Raw genomic sequence first — 20,088 nt, forward strand, 5'->3', positions numbered from 1 at the left:
GGCGTGCATCGGTTTTTTCGTGGCTCTTTTTCGGCTTAGTCACCTTAAGAATCACGATCTTGCCGGTGCATGTCCACCCCACCTTCCATTATCCCGCTGTTTTAACAGGAAATTTGCCTGCGAAAACCTGGGGATACTCCAGGGGCAGAAGGTGCCGATCGGAGACGCCATCCTCGAATTGCCGCCGAGCCATGCTAAGGCCGTGCGGTCACTGGCCGATCGGGGTATGAAAACACAGCTGGAAGAGCTTCTGGATGATTTGGGTAGCCTGAAGGAAGTGTTTGCTCCGGTGGTGGAGCTTCGGGCCGGATACACGTTGCTGATTGGAGAGCGTGGCATTATTCCGCGTTTGATCCGTGAAGTGAATGAGGTTGTCCGGGCGTGTGGTTCCTTGACAGACGATGCCGTGCTTTCAGTGGTTGATCTTACTGACCGGATCGAACAGATCGCGATGCTGAAGCATAAGGTGGAAAAGTGGCGGGCGGCGGATTTTGACACCAAGTTGTTCCAAGGTCGGCTTGGCCTTAATCCGGGAATCAATACGGACAATTCCATGGGTCTGTCCAAGTTGCGTAACACCCTGGAGATTGCCACATGTCTGGATGGCAGGTTGAGCAATGAGGCACTGATTCAGCATATCTACAAGACGCCAACCAGGACATCTTTTGCTGCGCTGGATCATCATGCCCGAGTATTGCGGGAAGTGCTGGAATCGGAGAAGTCCGGATACGAGGCATATTCCACATTGGTTCAACTGGATCGTGAGGCATGGATGAACCGATCCGGTGATCACCTGGATGAGCTGGTTACGCGGAATCAGCAAGCACTGGACAACGGTGAAACCCTGCAGAGCTGGCTTGATTATGTGCGCCTGCGTGAACAGGTTGAAGCGCTTGGTATATCGCGCCTTGCCGATGCCGTGGAAAATTCTAAAATCGATATCGAGCAGGTAGAGGGCGCCTATCAGGCCGGAATGTTCGATGTTTTGGCGCGAGAGATTCTGCGCGAAGATCCTGAGCTTGGACGATTCTCAGGTCATTCCCAGGAAGCCATTCAGGATAAATTCAAAGAATACGATAACAAGCTGAAGCAGCTGCAATGCGAGCAGATCGCGTGGAAGATAGATCAAAATACCATTCCTTTTGGAAATATGGCGGCACGGGTGAGCGAAAGAACTGAACGCGTGTTGCTGGAACATGAGTGTGGAAAAAAAACACGGCACATACCTATTCGGCAGTTGTTGCAAAGGGCTGGCAATGCACTGGTCGCATTGAAGCCCTGTTTCATGATGGGGCCGATGTCTGTTGCCCAGTATTTGCCGCCTGGGACAATCGCTTTTGATCTGGTGGTGATGGACGAGGCCTCGCAGATAAAACCGCAAGATGCTCTCGGCGCGGTAGCGCGTGGTGCACAGCTGGTGGTGGTCGGTGATCCCAAGCAGTTACCGCCAACCAGTTTCTTTGACCGCATTATCGATGATGGGGAGGAAGACCCGACGGGCATCGAAGAGTCGGAGAGTATTCTGGATGCTACACTGCCAATGTTTCCAGCACGTCGATTGCGTTGGCACTATCGTTCCCAGCATGAGAGTTTGATCGCTTTTTCAAATCATTCTTTCTACGAGAGCGATTTGGTATTGTTCCCTTCTCCACATAAACAAACGGATGATTATGGTATTCACTACTCCCGCATACCGCGCGGATGTTTTGTGAACAGAAAAAATCTCGAAGAGGCGAAAATAATTTCAGAAGCTGTTAGAGAACATTTTCGTCATCGTCCGCATGAAACCATCGGCGTGGTCGCAATGAGCGCGGAACAACGCCAGCATATTGAACGTGCGATTGAAACTCTGTCGAAAGACGATCCGGTATTTCAGGAATGGCTTGATAAGGACGCGATGCGACGTGAATCCCTGTTCGTCAAAAATCTGGAAAATGTGCAAGGTGACGAGCGCGATGTGATCTTTATTTCCATGACGTATGGGCCACCCGAGCCTGGTGCCAAGGTGTATCAGAGATTTGGCCCCATCAATTCCGATGTGGGTTGGCGCCGCCTCAACGTGCTGTTTACCCGTTCCAAGAAGAGGATGCATATCTTTAGTTCGATGGGTTCGGATGACGTAGTCGTCACCCCGACAAGCAAGCGTGGCGTTCAGGCTTTGCGTGAATTTCTTAGTTACTGTGAAACCGGCATTCTTCACAGGACCGAGCGCTATACGGGCAGAGGTCCCGATAGTGACTTCGAAATATCAGTCATGGCCGCCTTGCGTGACAGAGGTTTTGAATGCATCCCTCAAGTGGGTGTCGCCGGATTCTTTATTGATGTTGCTGTAATTGATCCTGGCAATCCAGGTCGCTATCTGATGGGTATCGAGTGTGATGGAGCGACCTATCACTCTGCGAAATCTGCACGGGATAGAGACCGTCTGAGACAGATGATTCTGGAGCGCCTTGGGTGGCGTATCCGTCGAATATGGTCGACGGACTGGTTCAAGAATCCTCAAGGAGAGCTGGCTCCGATAATTCGCGAGCTACATGAATTGAAATCACCTGGTGTTCCCGGCGAGCGTGATCATGAGTCCGCAGTTGAAAAGATAGAGGAAATCATCGAAGAGGCTGAATTCAAAGAAGCGCAGATTGATACGTTTGCATTTGATGAAGGTGGTCTTAAGGAAAGGCTGCTGAGATTTGATCGCGAAGTGATACGCCTTGAGGTTCCGGATACGCCTGATAATAAGCGTCTGCTGCGTCCCGCAATGCTGGAAGCTTTGTTGGAGTTTACTCCGACCAGCAAAGTGGAATTTCTGGAAGTAATTCCCCCCTATATCCGACAAGCGACGGAAGCAGCTGAAGGACGGTATCTGGAACAGATATTCGACATCATCAATGCTTCGGTGGAAAACGCTTGAGCGTCAAAACCCTAATCAGCTTTGGACAACTCTGTCAGGTCAGTTCGGGGAAAGAACACCGGCACCCCTTCCACCTCGCCGGTAACCAGGGCCTGTCCGTAGAGGCGTTCCAGGGCGTTGGGCACCAGCATCTCCCGGGTGGTTCCCCAGCAGGCCTCGCCGCCGGGGTACATGAGCAGCAGGTGATCGCAGTAGCGGGCGGCCAGGTTGACGTCGTGCAGGGTGAGGACGGCGCTGCGTCCCTCGGTCACGGCCCGGCGGACGATGTCCAGTACCGCCACCTGATGGTGCAGGTCCAGATGGTTGGTGGGCTCATCCAGCAGGAAGATGCGCGGGTCCTGGGTGAGGGCGGTGGCAATGGCCAGGCGCTGGCGCTCGCCGCCGGAGAGGGTGGCGATGAGGCGGGTTTCCATGCCGGCCAGATCCACCTGCCGCAGGGCCTTGAGGGCCGCCTGATGGTCTTCGGCCGACTCCATCTCCCAGGGGCGCAGGTAGGGGTGGCGGCCGATCAGGGCCGTTTCCAGCACCGTGGCCGGAAAACCGTCCTGATGATCCTGGAAGACCATGCCCAGCAGACGGGCGATGCGGCGGCGGGGCAGTTGCCCCAGGGGCTGGCCCTGGAGCCGGATGGTGCCCCGGCGGGGCGGTCGCAGACCGGCCAGGGTATGCAACAGGGTGCTCTTGCCGGCCCCGTTGGGGCCCAGGATGCCCCAGCACTGACCGGCCCGGATGTCCAGGTTCAGGGGGGCGCCGTCGCCCCGGCCGGGGATGTCCACCACCAGGTCCATGAGGGTCAGCAGGGGCGCTGGGGCTGACTGAAGAAGTCGGGAATCGGTCATCGGCTGCGGTAGAGCAGGTACAGGAACACCGGGACGCCCAGCATGGCGGTGATCACGCCCACCGGCAACTGCTGGGGGGCGATCAGGGTCCGCGCCAGGGTGTCCGCCAGGGTGAGCAGGATGCCGCCGGCCAGGGCCGAGGCCGGCAGGATCAGGCGCTGGTCATTGCCCAGCACCAGACGCAGCATGTGCGGCACGATCAGACCCACGAAACCCACACTGCCCGCCATGGTGACGGCCGTCGCCGTGACCAGGGCCGCCACCCCGTAGAGGGTCCATTCCAGGGGGCGCACGGCAACACCCAGGGCTGCCGCCTGCAGCGGTCCCCGGGCCAGTACGTTGAGACTGCGCCCCAGGGGCATGGCCACCAGCACGACGACCACCAGCACGATCCAGGCCGGCCAGGGGCTGTGGGCATGGGACAGATCCCCCATCAGCCAGTAGAGCATCCCCGGTAGTTCGGTGGTGGGGCTGACCGCCAGCAGGAAGCTGATGAAGGCACCCCAGCCCGCCGCCACCACCACCCCGGTCAGTAGCAGACGGGTGGGTGTCCAGCTCCCGGTGCCGTGGGCCAGGCCGAAGACGATGAGGGTGGACAGCAGGGCGCCGGCAAAGGCCGCCCCCGATACCATGGCCATGCCCAGGCCCGCCAGCATGGACAGCAACGCCCCCACCGCCGCGCCGCCGGACAGCCCCAGCACATAGGGGTCCGCCAGAGGGTTGCGCAGCAGTACCTGCATCAGCGCCCCGGCCACCGCCAGCAGGCCGCCGGTGGCAAAGGCCGCCAGGGCGCGGGGCAGGCGCAGTTCCAGGATCAGGGTCCGGTGCAGCGGCTCGCCGCCGCCGGTGAGCACGGCCAGGGTCTCGGTGGGGGTCAGCGGCACGCTGCCCAGGGCCACGGCGATGCCCAGGGACAGGCCGGCGGCCCCCAGCAGGATCGGCAGCACCAGGGCCGGTCGGCTCACTCGGAGGTCTCCGGGCGCCGGTCGCGGGCGATCTCCAGGGCTTCACAGAATAGTCGGGTGCCTTCCAGAATGCGTGGCGTGGCCCGTTGCAGCAGGGACGGGGGGATGAAGAACAGATTGTCCCGGGCGGTGGCGGTCAGGGTCGGCCAGCGGCGCCACTCCTCGATCCAGTGGGGGCTGTCCTCGCCCATGCCGCCCCCCAGGATCGCTTCCGGATCGGCGGCCAGCACCACTTCCCGATCCAGTCGCGGAACCAGGGCTTCCAGATCACCGAACAGATTGTGGCCGCCGCAGATTTCGATGGCGCGGGAGATCAGGTGCCGGTCGTTGAGGGTCATGAGGGGCCGGTCCCAGATCTGGTAGAACACCGTCACCCTGGGCCGGTGGCTGTATTGTGCCGCCAATGCCCGCAGATCCCGGCGAAAGTCCTCGGCCGCTTCCCGTCCCTGGGCGGCCCGCCCGGCCAGGGTGCCCAGGCGTTCCAGGGCCAGGGCCAATTGTTCGAAATCCTGGGGGTCGTTGTAGTAGATGGGAATCCCCAGCCGGGCCAGGCGCTCCACCTGGGCCTGGACGTTGCCGCTGCTCCAGGCCACCACCAGATCCGGTTTCAGGGCCAGGATGGATTCCATGTCCAGTTGCTTGTAGCTGCCGATCCTGGGGATGTCCGCCGCCGCCGCCGGGTAGTCGCTGAAACTCACCGTGCCCACGACCCGGTCGCCGGCACCCACGGCAAACAAAAGCTCGGTGATGTGGGGGGCCAGGCTGATGATGCGCTGGGCCGGCGCGGCCAGGGTGACCGTCTGCTGTCGGTCATCCATGACCTGGACCGGCGTCGTCTCGGCGGCGTTGGCCGTGGCCAGCCAGACAATAAGGCACAAAATGCCGGATATCATGGTAAAAATGGTTTTTTTTGCGCGCATCATCGCCTTTTTTGCTGATTTTCGATGGTGGATGATCGAGTCTGAAAGGCAGGCATCATAGCAGTTGCCGGCGGTCAATCCTGCCGGAAAAAACCCCATTGGCGGTAGCCAATCATGATCCTGTTGCGTATTATCCTGCCTCGCTTCAGGTGCCGGATGCGTGACACACATCCGGTGAAACGGGAAGCCGGTGCGACCATGACCCCAAGGCCATGGACAATGCCGGCGCTGCCCCCGCAACGGTAGGCGAGGTGGGGGGTCCATGGTGTTTCCAGGATCCCCGGCAGGGCGATACAACCACTGCGCGCCAGCGTGGGAAGGTGCCCTGATCAGGTCGTACATGACCCACCCGCAAGCCCGGAGACCGGCCTGATGCGCTTACGCGGCATTGCGGAGGGCTTTGCGCGGCTCGATATCTTCGGGTTCCCCGGTGGGGGTTGCCGTCCGTGGCCGTGGGCTGGGGCGGATGTTCCATACCCCTGGCTCTCCAGCAATACCGTCCTGATTGACGAGCGTATGGCGCGCGGGCGGCGCGCCGGAGAGTATCCCCATGCCCAAGAAATCCCTGCTGTCGGCCGCGATCCTGCTGGCCCTTCCCCATGCCCTGTCTGCCCAGGACATGATCGCCCGGCTCGATCCCATCCTGGTGACCCCCACCCGCACGGCCCAGACCGTGGATCAGACCCTGGCGTCGGTGACCGTGATCGAGCGTGAAGAGATCGAGCGGTTGCAACCCAGGGCGTTCGCGGATTTGCTGGCGGCCCGGGCCGGCATTGCCCTGTCTCAAAATGGTCCCTTCGGCAAGACCACCGGCCTGTTCCTGCGCGGCGCCGCTTCGGATCACACCCTGTTGTTGATCGACGGCGTGCGCATGGGCTCCGCCACCCTGGGCAGTGCCTCCTGGCAGTTCCTGCCCCCGGCGGAGATCGAGCGGGTGGAGATCGTTCGCGGACCCAGAACCAGTCTCTACGGTTCCGATGCCATCGGCGGCGTGATCCAGATCTTTACCCGGGAAGGTGACGGCCCGGCCCGGGTGCGGGCGCACATGGGGGCCGGTTCCTTCAACACCCGGGAATACGGACTTGGGGTTTCCGGCAGCCAGGACCGGACCCGCTACAGCCTCTCCGGCAGTCACTTCGGCACCGATGGCATCGATGTTCAGCGGGGGGTGGGGGATTCCGGTCGGGACGGATTCCAGAACAGCAGTGTCTCCGGACGTCTGTCCCACCAGGCCACCGAGGGTCTGGAGCTGTTCGGTTCCTTCCATCACGCCCTTGGGGAGACGGATTTTGACGTCGGTGACCCGGCTCGGGACTGGATTGATTTCGTCCATCATGCCTCCCGGATCGGCGTCCGGGGGCAGCTCCATGAGGTCTGGTTCAGTGAATTGAGCCTGGGCCACAGCCGGGATGAGAACGAAACCTTCCAGAACGGGGTGGCTTCGTCACGGATCGATACGACGCGATATCTACTGGCCTGGCAGAACGACCTCCTGCTGGGGGATCACCTGTTCACGGCGGGGGTGGACTATCAGGATGACAGGGTGAGTGGTTCCACGGACTATGACGAGACCCGGCGGGACAACTGGGGTGTGTACGCCCAACTCCAGCTGGACCTGGGGCATCATGCCCTGACCGGCAGCCTGCGGCAGGATGACAACGAGGCTTTTGGCAAGGAAACCACCGGGCAACTGGCCTGGGGCTACCGGATCACCGATGCCTGGCGGGTCCGTGCCAGCGGCGGCACGGCCTTCAAGGCGCCCACTTTCAACGACCTGTACTGGCCCGGGAGTGGCAATCCGGACCTGGCACCGGAATCCTCCGAAACCTATGAACTGGGGCTGCGTCATCAATCCGGTGGTTTTCATGCGGATCTGGCGGTGTTCCAGTCTGACATCGACGATCTGATCGAGTGGGCGCCGGTGCCCGGCAGTATGTTCTGGCAGCCGCAGAACGTGGAAAAGGCCCGTATCCGGGGTCTGGAACTGGAGACGGGAATGACCCATGCCCACTGGGCGGCCACCTTGTCCCTGACCTTGCTGGATCACGAGAACCGCCATACCGGTCATGAGCTACGGCGTCGCCCCAACGAGATCGCCCGTCTGGATCTGGACCGGCGCTGGCAGGACTGGTCTGTCGGGACCACCCTCATTGCCGAGGGACGGCGCTACAATGATGCCGCCAACACCGACCGCATCGCCGGTCATGAGCTGGTGCATCTGCGGGCCGCCTATCAGGTGAATCCGGCGTGGACGGTGCGGGCGACGTTGAATAACGTGTTTGACCGTGACTATGTCACGGCCCGCCAGGCCGGGTTTGGTGGGCAGCCCGCCATTGATTATGAACAGCCGGGTCGGGCATTTTATCTGACCCTCAACTTCCAGCAATGAGGGGCCTGCCCGCCCCGCAACGACCATGAATACCCGCCACTGCCCAGCTCTGTTGATCACGGCCCCGTCGTCCGGGCAGGGCAAGACCACGGTCACCGCCGCCCTGGCCCGGTATCACCGCAATCAGGGGCGGCGGGTGCGGGTGTTCAAGGGCGGCCCGGATTTTCTCGACCCCATGATCCACCAGCATGCCTGCGGTCACCAGGTCCATTCCATCGACATGTGGATGACCGGCGAGGCCGACGCCCGCCGCCGTCTTTTTGAGGCGGCGGGGGACGCGGATCTGATCCTGGTGGAAGGGGTGATGGGCCTGTTCGATGGTCGCCCTTCCACGGCGGATATTGCCCGAACCCTGGGCATTCCCGTGCTGGCCTCCATCAGCGGTGCCGCCATGGCCCAGACCTTCGGGGCCATCGCCCACGGGTTGTCCACCTTCCGGCCCGACGTGCCGTTTGCCGGGGTCTTTGCCAATCGGGTGAGCGGCGAGGGCCACTATCGGATGTTGCTGGAAGACCTGCCGCCGGGGCTGGTGGCCCTGGGCTATCTGCCCAAGGCGCCGGACGCGGCCCTGCCCAGCCGGCATCTGGGGCTGGTCCAGGCCGAGGAAATCCAGGATCTGGATCAGCGTCTGGAGGCTGCCGCCGGCCGTCTGGTGTGGACGGCGGGCGGATTACCACCCCCGGTGGCCTTTGCACCGGTGGACCGTAGCCCGCCGCCCAGGCTGCTGGCGGGACGGCGTATCGCGGTGGCCCGGGATGCGGCCTTTGCCTTCATTTATCCGGCCAATCTGGAGGTGCTTGCCGAACTGGGCGCGGCGCTGTGCTTTTTCTCGCCGGTGGCGGGGGAAAGGTTGCCCGAGGCCGACGGGGTTTATCTGCCCGGAGGGTATCCGGAATTGCATCTGCCCGCACTGGCGGCCAATGAGCGGCTGAAACAGGACCTGCTTTCCCACGTCAGCGCCGGGCGCCCGATACTGGCCGAGTGCGGCGGCATGCTGTATCTGCTGGAGCGATTGTCGGATGTGGCGGGGCAGGGGGCGGACATGGCCGGTCTGCTGCCAGGGGAGGCACGGATGCAGGGTCGGCTGGCCGGACTGGGACCCCAGGAAGTCCTGTTGCCGGAAGGCACGTTGCGGGGACATACCTTTCATCATTCCGCCATGACGGCGAGGATCGAGCCCCTGACCCATGCCCGCAGCCCCAACGGGCGGGCCACGGCGGAGCCGGTGTATCGCCTCGGTTCCCTCACGGCCAGCTATGTCCATCTGTATTTCCCCTCCAACCCGGAGGCGATCGGCCACCTGCTGGGCGGACACCGGCCATGCTGACCCTGGTCCTGCTGCTGTCCGCGCTGCTGCTGGACCGGCTCCTGGGCGAGCCTCCCCGCTGGCACCCCCTGGTGGGTTTCGGTGCCCTGGTGGATGCCGCCGAACGCCGTTTCCATCGGGATGACCGGCGCCGGGGTGCCTGGCTGGTGGCGATGCTGGTGATCCCGTTCGTATTGCTGGCCCTGCTGGTGTCCCTGCCGCCCTGGGGGTGGGTGGCCGAACTGGTCCTGCTCTATCTGGCCATCGGCTGGCGCAGCCTGGGCGAACACGGCAAGGGAATCGCCGATGCCCTGACCCAGGGGCACCTGGATCAGGCCCGGGAACGGGTGGCCTTTCTGGTCAGCCGGGATACTCAAACCCTGGATGCCCAGGACATCAGCAAGGCCACCGTGGAGTCCGTGCTGGAAAACGGGAACGATGCCCTGTTTGCGCCGGTGTTCTGGTTTCTGGTGGCCGGAGCGCCCGGGGTGGTGGCCTACCGGCTGGTGAACACCCTGGATGCCATGTGGGGGTATCGCACCGATCGCTATGGTCGCTTTGGCTGGGCGGCGGCCCGGCTGGACGATGTGATGAATTGGATCCCGGCGCGCCTGACCGCTCTGGCCTATGCCCTGGCGGGCCATACGCGGGTCGCCCTTGACTGCTGGCGACGGCAGGGACGGGTCTGGAAAAGCCCCAATGCCGGCCCGGTGATGGCTGCCGGCGCCGGGGCGCTGGGCATCCGTCTGGGCGGGGCGGCGGTCTACCACGGCCGGCTGGAGGCCCGTCCGGACCTGGGGGCGGGGCAGGCGGCCCGGCCCGAGGACATCCGGCGGGCACTGGATCTCATCCGGCGGGGGATGGGGATCTGGCTGGCGTGCTTCATGTTATTGATACTGATCGGCCATCTTCTCCCCATCACGGGCGTTTCTGAATGAATATGACCACCCCGGTGACCTTGCCCCACGGCGGCCGCCTGCGTCAGGCGGCGCGGGAAGAGGGTATCCCCCTGAGCCGCTGGCTGGATCTGTCCACCGGCATCAATCCGGTGGGCTGGCCGGTGCCCGATGGGATGCCGGCGTCGGTCTGGTCCCGTCTGCCGGAGGAGGCCGATGGGCTGGAACAGGCTGCGGCCGCCTATTACGGTACGGATGCCCTGTTGCCGGTGGCCGGTTCCCAGGCGGCGATCCAGGCCCTGCCGGGCCTGCTGCCGCCGGGGCGACGGGTGGGGATGCTGCATCCCAGCTATGCCGAGCATGCCCATGCCTGGCAACTGGCGGGACATCAGGTGATCCCGCTGGCCGTGGAGGCGATCGAATCCCGTCTGGACGGACTGGATGTGCTGCTGCTGGTCCATCCCAATAACCCCACCGGCGACACCTTCGCACCGTCCCGGCTGCAGGCCTGGCTGGCTGATCTGGCGGTCCGGGGTGGCTGGCTGGTGGTGGATGAAGCCTTCATGGACGCCACCCCGGACCTGAGTCTGGCCCCCCTCTGTCCCCGGCCCGGCCTGGTGGTGCTGCGCTCCCTGGGCAAGTTCTTTGGTCTGGCCGGGGCGCGGGTGGGGTTCGTCCTGGCGGAGGCGCCCCTGCTGGCCCGCCTGTCCGCCCGCCTGGGGCCCTGGTGCCTGAGCGGTCCTTCCCGCTGGGTGGCCACCCGGGCGCTGGAAGACCGGGACTGGCAGATCCGGACCCGGGCCTTACTGGCCGCCTCCGGGCTGCGTCTGCAAGCTTGCCTGAGCGCGCACGGGCTGGTGCCTGACGGCGGGACCGATCTGTTCCAGTGGGTGCGTACCCCCCACGCCAGGCAGATCCATCAGGGGCTGCGCCGGGAAGCCATTCTTACCCGGTTGTTCACCGATCCCTTGAGTCTACGCTTTGGTCTGCCGGCCGATGAGGCCCAATGGCAGCGTCTGGAGGTTGCGCTGGCCTGGGTGGTGGGCAGGCTGGATGACGGGCATGAGGGAGGTAATGAGCCATGAAAGAACTGATCCTGGGCGGTGTCCGTTCCGGCAAAAGCGCCCTGGCCGAGCGTCTGGCCCTGGAGAGCGGTCTGCCGGTGACCTATGTGGCCACCGCTCGACCCGGTGACGACGAGGAAATGCATGCGCGCATCCGCCACCACCGTGAGCGCCGTCCGTCGGACTGGACGCTGGTGGAGAGCGGGGCCGATCTGGCGGCGACACTGGTCCGCCATGCCCGTCCCGGGCATTGCCTGCTGGTGGACTGCCTCACCCTCTGGCTGACCCATCTGTTATGGGATGAGGACCCACAGACCTGCGCCCGTGAACAGGAGGACTTTCTGGGGGTGCTGCCCCGTCTGCCCGGCCGTGTGATCATGGTCAGCAATGAGACCAGCATGGGCATCGTGCCCCTGGGAGAACTGACCCGACGTTTCTGCGATGATGCCGGACGCCTGCATCAGGCGGTGGCCGCCCGTGCGGATCGCGTCGTCCTGACCGTGGCCGGCTTGCCACATACCCTGAAAGGAGAACCCCTTTGAATCACGAAACCCCCTGGTTGCAGGTCCCCGCCGCACCGATTGATGACGCCGCCCGCCGCGCCGCGGAAGATCGACAGACTCAGCTCACCAAACCCCTGGGTTCCCTGGGTCGCCTGGAAACCCTGGCCACCCGACTGGCGGGGATGCAGGGTACCGACAAGCCGCGGGTGGATCAGGTGCAGATCAGCATCTTCGCCGGTGATCACGGCGTGGCGGCGGAAGGGATTTCCCGCTTTCCCCAGTCCGTCACCGCCGAGATGGTCAGGAATTTTGCCCGCGGCGGGGCCGGGATCAGTGTCCTGGCCCGCGCCATCGGTGCGACACTGGAAGTGATCAATCTGGGCACCGTGATGGAACTGGAGCCCATGTCCGGGGTGCTGGATGTGCGTCTGGGGCCGGGGACCGCCAATTTTGTCAAAGGCCCCGCCATGGATGCCCATCAGTTGGCCAAAGCCATGAATGCTGGCCGTCACAGTGCTGAACGGGCACGCCTGGCCGGTGCCCAGCTCTATCTGGCCGGAGAAATGGGCATCGGCAACACCACGGCGGCGGCGGCCATATCCTGCGGGCTTTTGGGGCGTGACCCGGAGGTGCTGGCGGGGCCGGGGACTGGCCTGGACCCGGCGGGTGTCCAGCACAAGGCCCAGGTGCTACGTCGTGCCTTGACCCTGCATGGTTCGGAAAACCTGTCGGACCCGGTGGAATGCCTGCGTCGGGTGGGGGGGTTCGAGATTGCCGCCATGAGTGGCGCGTATCTGGCCTGCGCCCAGATGGGCATGCCCATCCTGGTGGACGGTTTCATCAGTTCCGCCGCGGCCCTGGCCACGGTGCGCATCTGTCCCGGTGCCCGGGACTGGATGCTGTTTGCCCATGCTTCCGCCGAGCCGGGTCATCGTCTGCTGGTGGAGGCGCTGGCGGCGGATCCCGTCCTGGATCTGGGCATGCGCCTGGGCGAGGCCAGCGGTGCCGCCACGGCGGTGCCCCTGCTGCGTCTGGCCTGCGACATTCATTGTCACATGGCCACCTTCGCCGAGGCCCAGGTGGCGGAGGCCCACTGACGGTGCCCGTGCCATCCCTGCAGATTGATCTGATGCGCCACGGCCAGACCACGGGGGGCTTTGCCTTCCGGGGCAGCCTGGATGATGCACTCACCCACCAGGGGCGCGCCCACATGCAGGCGGGGTACGAGCGCCATGGTCCCTGGGATCGGATCATCACTTCGCCCCTGCGCCGCTGTGCGGCCCCGGCCCGGGACTGGGCCGGGGCCGATGCCCTGCCCCTGGCCCTGGAGCCGGATCTGCGGGAGATGCATTTCGGTGCCTGGGAGGGGCGCACGGCGGCGGAACTGATGGAAACGGAACCGGATGCCCTGGGCCGATTCTGGGAAGACCCGCTCAACCACATCCCTCCCGGTGCCGAACCCCTGGTGGATTTCCGGGATCGGGTACTGGCGGCCTGGCGACGGGTGTGTGAAAGCGCGATGGGGGAGCGGGTGTTGCTGGTGACCCACGGCGGCGTGATCCGTCTGATCCTGCTGCATGTACAGCAGCGCCCCCTGTCGGATCTGCTGGGTCTGGAGGTGCCCCACGCCTGTCTCTATCGCATCACCGCCCCCGGCGGGGCAGGGCAGGGCCTCCAGGTCATGGCCCTGGGTAACGACCATGGCCCCATCCGGGAGGGGGTGGCATGAAACCCTTTCTGGTGGCCCTGCGTTTTCTGACCCGCTTTCCCGTGAGCTGGAACTCGCCCACCGATGAGGAGGTGGGTCGCTCCATGCTGTACTACCCCCTGGTGGGCCTGCTCATGGGGCTGCCCCTGGCCGCGATGGCCTGGGCGCTGGGGGAGGGTGTGCTGGCGGCGGCGCTGATTGTCACCGCCTGGGTGCTGTTGACCGGGCTCCTGCACATGGATGGTCTGGCGGATACCGCCGATGCCTGGATCGGTGGTCTGGGGGACCGGGAGCGGACCCTGGAGATCATGAAGGACCCCCGCTGCGGTCCCGCCGGTGTCACGGCCCTGATCCTGCTGGTGCTGGTGAAGTTTGCCGCCGTGTTCGAGCTGCTGGCCCTGCCGGGGGGCTGGATCGCCCTGATCCTGGCGCCCCTGCTGGGGCGGGCCGTCGTCCTGCCCCTATTCCTGCTGACCGGGTATGTCCGTTCCGCCGGCATGGCCACCCTGCTGGCCCGGCATCTGCCTCGGCGGGGGGCGTGGCTGGTCACTGCGGGAGTGGCGCTGGCCGTCATCATCCTGGGGGGCATGGCCGGCGTCTGGGCCCTGGCGGGGGCGGCACTGGTCTTCCTGCTGGGTCGGGCCTGGATGGTGCATCGCCTCGGCGGTACCACCGGGGATACGGCCGGGGGACTGATTGAGCTGGTGGAGGCCGGGGTACTGCTCGCCGTGGTGCTGGCCTTGCAGTGAGAGGTGCCCTGATCGCAGGCAGCGGGTGAAGCCCCGCAAGTCGTCTGCTACCCTATGCTGCTTCCCATACATCCAAGCCAGAGTGATCCATGAAAGTTCGCACCCGATTCGCTCCCAGTCCCACCGGCTATCTCCACATCGGCGGCGCCCGCACGGCGTTGTTCTCCTGGCTCTATGCCCGCAAGCATGGTGGCGATTTCGTCCTGCGCATCGAGGATACGGATCTGGCCCGTTCCAATGCGGAATCGGTGAATGCAATCCTGGAAGGCATGAACTGGCTGGGTCTGGAATACGACGAAGGCCCGTTCTACCAGACCCAGCGTTTTGACCGCTATAAAGAGGTGATCCAGCAATTGCTGGATACCGGCCACGCCTATCACTGCTACTGCACCAAGGAAGAACTGGACGCCATGCGGGATCAGCAGATGGCGATGAAGGCCAAGCCCCGCTATGATGGCCGCTGCCGCCTGCGGAACGAACCTCGGGAAGGGGTCAGCCCCGTCATCCGCTTCCGTAACCCCGCCGAGGGTGTCACCGTGGTGGACGACATGGTGCGTGGCCGCGTCACCTTCCAGAATACCGAACTGGATGATCTGATCATCGCCCGTTCCGATGGCACCCCCACCTACAATCTCACCGTGGTGGTGGACGATTGGGACATGCAGATCACCCACGTGATCCGTGGCGATGATCATCTGAACAACACCCCTCGCCAGATCAACATTCTCAAGGCCCTGGGGGTGGAACCGCCCCGCTATGCCCATCTGCCCATGATCCTCGGTCCCGACGGCACCAAGCTGTCCAAGCGCCATGGGGCGGTGAGCGTGATGCAGTACCGGGATGACGGCTATCTGCCCCAGGCGCTGCTCAACTATCTGGTGCGACTGGGTTGGTCCCATGGGGATCAGGAAATCTTCAGCCTGGACGAATTGATCGAGTTGTTCGATATCTCTGATGTGAACCATTCCGCCTCGGCCATCAATCCGGAAAAGCTCCTGTGGCTGAACCAGCATTACATCAAGACCCAGACCCCCGAGTACGTGGCCCGGCAACTGTCCTGGCACATGGGCCAGCGGGAAGTGGACCCGTCCCGGCCACCGCCGCTGCGTGACGTGGTGGAGGTGCTGCGGGAGCGGGCCAAGACCCTGGTGGAGATGGCCGATCAGAGTGTGTATTTCTTCAAGGAGTTTGATGAGTACGATGCAAAGGCAGCCCAGAAGAACCTGACCCCGGATGCCCTGCCGGTGCTCCAGGCCCTGCATGCTGCACTGGATGCCCTGGGGGAGTGGAACGCGGAGCAGATCCACGAATCCGTGACTGGTGTTTCGGAGCGGCTGGAAGTAAAATTGGGCAAGGTTGCCCAGCCCCTTCGCGTGGCGGTAACCGGCGGCTCGGTGTCGCCTTCCATTGATCAGACCCTGATGCTGATCGGTCGGGAGCGGACCCTGTCCCGGTTGCAAAAAGCCGTTGACTGGATCGCCGCAAAAAAAGTTTGAAAAAACTGTTGACAGCGTCCTGAAGGGTCCGTATAGTACGCAGCTTCTGAAGGACATGACCCACACGGCAACACCGAAACGGTCATGAAGCTTTCGGGGCCATAGCTCAGCTGGGAGAGCGCTTGCATGGCATGCAAGAGGTCGGCGGTTCGATCCCGCCTGGCTCCACCAATAAAATGCAGTTTTCCTAGTCCCCATCGTCTAGAGGCCTAGGACACCGCCCTTTCACGGCGGCGACCGGGGTTCGAATCCCCGTGGGGACGCCAATCAGGCAGAGTTTGAATCCTTTACGGATTCCATGCTCGAAAAAGTCAAGGGCACCATCTCATGATGGTGCCCTTTTCCTTGTGTCTGAAAAAAATCTGCTTTCGTCTTGTTTCCTGCCCTGTTGACCTGCCCCCGGTTTTGGCCCTGCTAGAATCTGGATGCAGGCTGTGGATTTTTTCGCCAGTCTTGCACCAGATGCCCCTGGTTTGTTCAATCCTTGGGCTGCCGGTTGGTCATGGCCCTGGAGCCGAGGATGGTGCTTCTTATGTCTCCACAAGCGGATCGATCCACGCCATTATGGTTGGCCTCATCCGCCAAAGCCCTGGAGCGATTGCTGGCCATGGGACTATTTCAGGTGGCCAGTCGGGTGGTGGAATCCAGTGGAATGATCCTGTGCCGCTGGTTGGCATCCCCCGGCTGGCCGGTGGAATATATTTCCACCAATGTCGCCCTGTGGGGATACTCGGCCCCGGAAATGATGGCCAATGGTCGTCTGTTCATTGAACTGGTGCATCCCGCCGATCGGAAACATGTGATCGAGGAAGTGGCTCGCCACGTCCGGCAGCAACACCAGCAGTTCCGATGCCAGTATCGCATCCTTACCGCCACCGGGGAGGTGCTGTGGATCGAGGAACACAGCGGCGTTGAATATGATGCCCAGGATCGGGTGGTGCGGTTTGAGGGTGTCTTGAATGATATCACCGCCCGCAAGGGCCAGGAGCAACGGGAAAAGGGCAGAAATCGGGTGCTTTCCCTGTTGGCAGGGGGAGCAGATCTCCCGGTGATACTGGATGCCCTGGCCAGAAATGTGGAACTGGAAGACCCCGAACTGCTGTGCTGTATCACTTTGGTGGAACGGGAACGACATCGCCTGGTGGTCGGGGCTGCACCGAGCCTGGACCCGGATTTTCAACAGGGATTTGTGCAGCATTGGAATGACTCTTTACCCAGCGCCGGTCCCAGGGCCACTGGGCGACAGATCATGTTGTCGCCGGATATTCAGGTGGATCATCGCTGGGCCGGTTTAAGACAGGCGGCGCGAAATCAGGGCATGGTGGCCTGCTGGTCGGCACCGGTTCTGTCATCGGAAGGCACCGTGCTGGGGATGTTTACCCTGTTTCATCGCCGGCATCGCCGTCCCTCGCCGGCCCGTATCCGGGCCATGCGGGAATTTGCCAATCTGGCCGCCATCGCTATCGAGCGTACCCGGCATGTCCAGACCCTCAGGGAAAATGCCGAGCGTTGGCGCTTTGCCCTGGAGGCAGCCGGGGATGGTGTCTTTGACTGGGATGTGCAGACCGATATTCTCACCAATTCCCGTCGTTGCAGTGAAATGCTCGGTTATAACGGGCATCAGCCCCATTGTCTGCGTTCACAGGACTGGTTTGCCCGAATACATCCAGATGATCTGGACAGGGTGCGGGAACATCTGGCTGCCCATCTGGCAGGACATATACCCCAGTACACCTGTGAGCAACGGGTGCGCGGCAAGGCCGGGGAATGGTGCTGGCTTCATGTTCGCGGCCTGGTGGTGCGCCGGGATACCGCCGGTGTGCCGCTGCGCATGGTTGGGACGGTTTCTGACATCACCGCCCGCAAGCATATGGAGCAGGAACTCAGGGCCATGGCCACCACCGATCATCTCACCGGCCTTGCCAATCGACGCCATTTCATGGGCCGGATGCAGGAAGAAGTCCTGCGCATGGATCGAAATGCCGATTATCAGGCCGCGGTGATGATGCTGGACCTGGACCATTTCAAGCGGGTGAACGATACCCACGGCCATTCCGCCGGTGACGCTGTGCTGAGACATTTTGCAGCCCTGGTGCGCCATTGCCTGCGCAAAAATGATGCCGCCGGTCGCATGGGGGGCGAAGAATTTGCCGTATTGCTGCCGGATACGGACCTGCCGTCGGCCCAGGCTTTGGCGGAACGACTCAGGGTCCGGGTGGCCCGGATTCCTGCCCGCTGGGAAGGGGTGCAAATTCCGGTGACGGTCAGTATTGGCATCACCCTGCTGTCGGCATTGGACCTGCTGCCGGATCATGCTCTGCAACGGGCAGATGAGGCACTGTACCAGGCCAAGACCGGGGGCCGTAACCGGGTGGAAGTGATCATCACCGATCCGGCCACTGCCGATTCCTGAAGGCAGGGGGGTTTGAACAGTTTGCCTTGAACCTATACATAACTATGCTAGAATCTCCAAAATGAAAAGATTGGTAAGCATAGGCGAAGCCGCTTCGGCGCTGGGCGTGTCGATCACGACCCTGCGCCGCTGGGAGGCATCGGGCAGGCTAATCCCCGAATACACGGCGGGGGGCCACCGCCGCTACGACCTCGCCAAGCTCAAGCCCGAACTGTTCCGCGCCGAAGCGGACGCGCAGCGCCGCACCGTGGCCTATGCCCGCGTCTGCAGCCATGACCAGAAGGACGATCTGGAGCGGCAAAAGCAGGTACTGGAACTGTACTGCGCCCGTCAGGGCTGGACGTTCGAGGTCATCGCCGACCTGGGTTCTGGTATGAACTATCACAAGAAGGGCTTGAAGAAGCTGCTCGATGCCATCATCGACGGGCAAGTCGGTCGGCTGGTCATCACACACAAAGATCGGCTGTTGCGCTTTGGCGCGGAACTGGTGTTTGCCATCTGCGAAGCGAAAAACGTCGAGGTCGTGATCCTTAACCAAGGTGAGGACACCACGTTTGAGGAAGACCTGGCCAGGGACGTGCTGGAGATCATCACTGTGTTTTCCGCTCGGTTGTACGGCTCGCGCAGTCGCAAGAACCAGAAGCTGCTCGATGGCGTGCGCCAAGCCGTGGAGGCGGCGCAATGCTGATTGCCCACCGCATCGCGCTCGATCCGAACAACGCGCAGGCGAGTTACTTTGCCCGTGCGTGCGGCGTGGCGCGATTCGCCTACAACTGGGCGCTGGCCGAGTGGCAACGGCAATACGAGGCATGGAAGGCCGACAACAGCCGACCGAAGCCCTCGCAAGCCGCGCTGCGCCGCCAGTTGAACACCATCAAGCGCGAGCAGTTCCCGTGGATGCTGGAGGTCACTAAGTGCGCCCCGCAAATGGCGATCATTCAGTTGGGCGAAGCGTTCAAGAACTTCTTTGCCGGTCGTGCCAAGTACCCGAAGTTCCGCAAGAAAGGCGTGCATGACCGCTTCACCCTCACCAACGACCAGTTCAGCATCGATGGCTGCCGCATCCGCATCCCCAATCTGGGCTGGGTGCGGATGCGGGAGTCGTTGCGCTTTCGTGGCAAGATCATGTCAGCCACCATCTCCCGTATGGCTGACCGCTGGTTTGTCAGCATCGCCGTGGATACCCAAGACGATTCACACCTGCCAAAAGCTGAAAACCAAGGTGCGGTGGGCGTGGATTTGGGTGTCTCGGCGCTGGCAACGCTCTCGACGGGAGAGGTCATCAACGGGCCGAAGCCTCACAAGGCGCTGCTGTCCCGCCTGCAACGGCTCTCGCGCAGCCTGAGCCGCAAGCAGAAAGGTTCGGCCAACCGCAAGAAGGCCAAGGCAAAGCTGGCGCGGTTGCATGCTCGCATTGCCAATATCCGTTCGGATGCCTTGCACAAACTCACGACCAGTCTCACCCGACGGTTCCACACCATCGGCATCGAAGACTTGAACGTGCGCGGCATGATGAAGAACCGGAATCTGGCCCGCTCCATTGCCGACATGGGCTTCTTCGAGTTTCGGCGACAACTGGAGTACAAGGCGGCGATGCGTGGCGGGCAGATCAAGGTGGCCGATCGCTTCTATGCCAGCAGCAAGACGTGCTCGGCGTGCGGGCATAAACTCGCCGAGCTGCCGCTGGCCGTGCGCGAGTGGGCGTGTCCGTCGTGCGGTGCAGTCCACGACCGCGACCTGAACGCGGCGATCAATTTGAAGAGCATGGCGGTGAGTTCCACCGTGTCAGCCTGTGGAGAGGAAGGCGCTGGCCGCGCTCGCAAGCGCGCGGTGAAACCGGCCTCAGTGAAGCAGGAAGCAATCGGTAGATTGAGTCAGACTTGACTATTTTTGCGTAGGTATTGCAGAACGGGAAAAATACATGGTTTCCGG

16 protein-coding genes, 2 tRNA genes and 1 riboswitch are annotated in these 20,088 nt (G+C 62.9%); of the genes, 15 read left to right on the forward strand and 3 right to left on the reverse strand.

Annotated elements, in window-relative coordinates; translation table 11 throughout:
* The first annotated feature begins 226 nt into the window (after positions 1–226).
* The gene (locus BMX62_RS08000; RefSeq protein ID WP_143339701.1) at positions 227–2,908 is read left to right on the forward strand and encodes an AAA domain-containing protein; all 2,682 of its coding nucleotides are present in this window, start codon (positions 227–229) and stop codon (positions 2,906–2,908) included.
* Between the two features lie 11 nt (positions 2,909–2,919).
* On the opposite strand, the gene BMX62_RS08005 is transcribed toward BMX62_RS08000, so the two are convergent.
* The 3 genes from BMX62_RS08005 to BMX62_RS08015 are packed head-to-tail and all read right to left on the reverse strand — an operon-like array spanning position 2,920 to position 5,605.
* A complete protein-coding gene (locus BMX62_RS08005) occupies positions 2,920–3,747 on the reverse strand; it encodes an ABC transporter ATP-binding protein (protein WP_090207067.1) in 828 nt (275 codons plus the stop codon).
* A complete protein-coding gene (locus BMX62_RS08010) occupies positions 3,744–4,712 on the reverse strand; it encodes a FecCD family ABC transporter permease (protein ID WP_090207070.1) in 969 nt (322 codons plus the stop codon). Before BMX62_RS08010 ends, BMX62_RS08005 begins: the two co-directional genes overlap by 4 nt.
* Positions 4,709–5,605: a cobalamin-binding protein gene (locus BMX62_RS08015; RefSeq protein WP_090207255.1), complete on the reverse strand. Its 897-nt coding sequence runs from the start codon at positions 5,603–5,605 to the stop codon at positions 4,709–4,711. Before BMX62_RS08015 ends, BMX62_RS08010 begins: the two co-directional genes overlap by 4 nt.
* Before the next feature lie 157 nt (positions 5,606–5,762).
* Positions 5,763–6,019: riboswitch (cobalamin riboswitch) on the forward strand.
* A 163-nt stretch (positions 6,020–6,182) separates the two neighbouring features.
* Here BMX62_RS08015 and BMX62_RS08020 point away from each other — a divergent pair.
* From BMX62_RS08020 to BMX62_RS08085, 14 genes are all read left to right on the forward strand, one after another.
* Positions 6,183–8,021: a TonB-dependent receptor domain-containing protein gene (locus tag BMX62_RS08020; protein ID WP_090207074.1), complete on the forward strand. Its 1,839-nt coding sequence runs from the start codon at positions 6,183–6,185 to the stop codon at positions 8,019–8,021.
* Positions 8,022–8,046: 25 nt separating this feature from the next.
* Positions 8,047–9,348 (forward strand): cobyrinic acid a,c-diamide synthase CobB, encoded by a 1,302-nt coding sequence (locus tag BMX62_RS08025; protein ID WP_090207077.1) that lies wholly within the window; start codon positions 8,047–8,049, stop codon positions 9,346–9,348.
* A complete protein-coding gene (gene cbiB / locus BMX62_RS08030; protein ID WP_090207080.1) occupies positions 9,342–10,265 on the forward strand; it encodes an adenosylcobinamide-phosphate synthase CbiB in 924 nt (307 codons plus the stop codon). The genes BMX62_RS08025 and cbiB overlap by 7 nt, the downstream gene beginning before the upstream one ends.
* Positions 10,266–10,267: 2 nt before the next feature.
* Entirely contained in the window at positions 10,268–11,308 is a 1,041-nt protein-coding gene (cobD, locus tag BMX62_RS08035; RefSeq protein ID WP_090207258.1) for a threonine-phosphate decarboxylase CobD, read from the forward strand.
* Positions 11,305–11,829 (forward strand): bifunctional adenosylcobinamide kinase/adenosylcobinamide-phosphate guanylyltransferase, encoded by a 525-nt coding sequence (gene cobU, locus BMX62_RS08040; RefSeq protein WP_090207083.1) that lies wholly within the window; start codon positions 11,305–11,307, stop codon positions 11,827–11,829. Before cobD ends, cobU begins: the two co-directional genes overlap by 4 nt.
* Positions 11,826–12,887: a nicotinate-nucleotide--dimethylbenzimidazole phosphoribosyltransferase gene (gene cobT, locus BMX62_RS08045; RefSeq protein ID WP_090207086.1), complete on the forward strand. Its 1,062-nt coding sequence runs from the start codon at positions 11,826–11,828 to the stop codon at positions 12,885–12,887. The genes cobU and cobT overlap by 4 nt, the downstream gene beginning before the upstream one ends.
* A 32-nt stretch (positions 12,888–12,919) precedes the next feature.
* Positions 12,920–13,519, forward strand: coding sequence for a histidine phosphatase family protein (locus tag BMX62_RS08050; protein ID WP_238375916.1), 600 nt, complete (start codon positions 12,920–12,922; stop codon positions 13,517–13,519).
* Positions 13,516–14,247 (forward strand): adenosylcobinamide-GDP ribazoletransferase, encoded by a 732-nt coding sequence (locus BMX62_RS08055; RefSeq protein ID WP_090207088.1) that lies wholly within the window; start codon positions 13,516–13,518, stop codon positions 14,245–14,247. The genes BMX62_RS08050 and BMX62_RS08055 overlap by 4 nt, the downstream gene beginning before the upstream one ends.
* An 89-nt stretch (positions 14,248–14,336) precedes the next feature.
* Positions 14,337–15,743, forward strand: a complete 1,407-nt coding sequence (gltX, locus tag BMX62_RS08060; RefSeq protein ID WP_090207091.1) for a glutamate--tRNA ligase — start codon at positions 14,337–14,339, stop codon at positions 15,741–15,743.
* 95 nt (positions 15,744–15,838) lie between these two features.
* A tRNA-Ala gene (locus BMX62_RS08065) sits at positions 15,839–15,914 on the forward strand.
* Positions 15,915–15,933: 19 nt separating this feature from the next.
* Positions 15,934–16,009: transfer RNA gene (locus tag BMX62_RS08070), tRNA-Glu, on the forward strand.
* Positions 16,010–16,275: 266 nt separating this feature from the next.
* Complete coding sequence (locus tag BMX62_RS08075; protein WP_162273521.1) at positions 16,276–18,156, forward strand: diguanylate cyclase; 1,881 nt, start codon at positions 16,276–16,278, stop codon at positions 18,154–18,156.
* Positions 18,157–18,217: 61 nt separating this feature from the next.
* Positions 18,218–18,844 carry an IS607 family transposase gene (locus tag BMX62_RS08080; protein WP_090207096.1) on the forward strand — a complete coding sequence of 209 codons (627 nt, stop codon included), beginning with the start codon at positions 18,218–18,220 and terminating at the stop codon, positions 18,842–18,844.
* Positions 18,838–20,040, forward strand: a complete 1,203-nt coding sequence (locus tag BMX62_RS08085) for an RNA-guided endonuclease InsQ/TnpB family protein (RefSeq protein ID WP_090207099.1) — start codon at positions 18,838–18,840, stop codon at positions 20,038–20,040. The genes BMX62_RS08080 and BMX62_RS08085 overlap by 7 nt, the downstream gene beginning before the upstream one ends.
* Positions 20,041–20,088 lie beyond the last annotated feature (48 nt).

The organism is Ectothiorhodospira magna (genome assembly GCF_900110965.1).
Classification (GTDB): Bacteria; Pseudomonadota; Gammaproteobacteria; order Ectothiorhodospirales; family Ectothiorhodospiraceae; genus Ectothiorhodospira; species Ectothiorhodospira magna.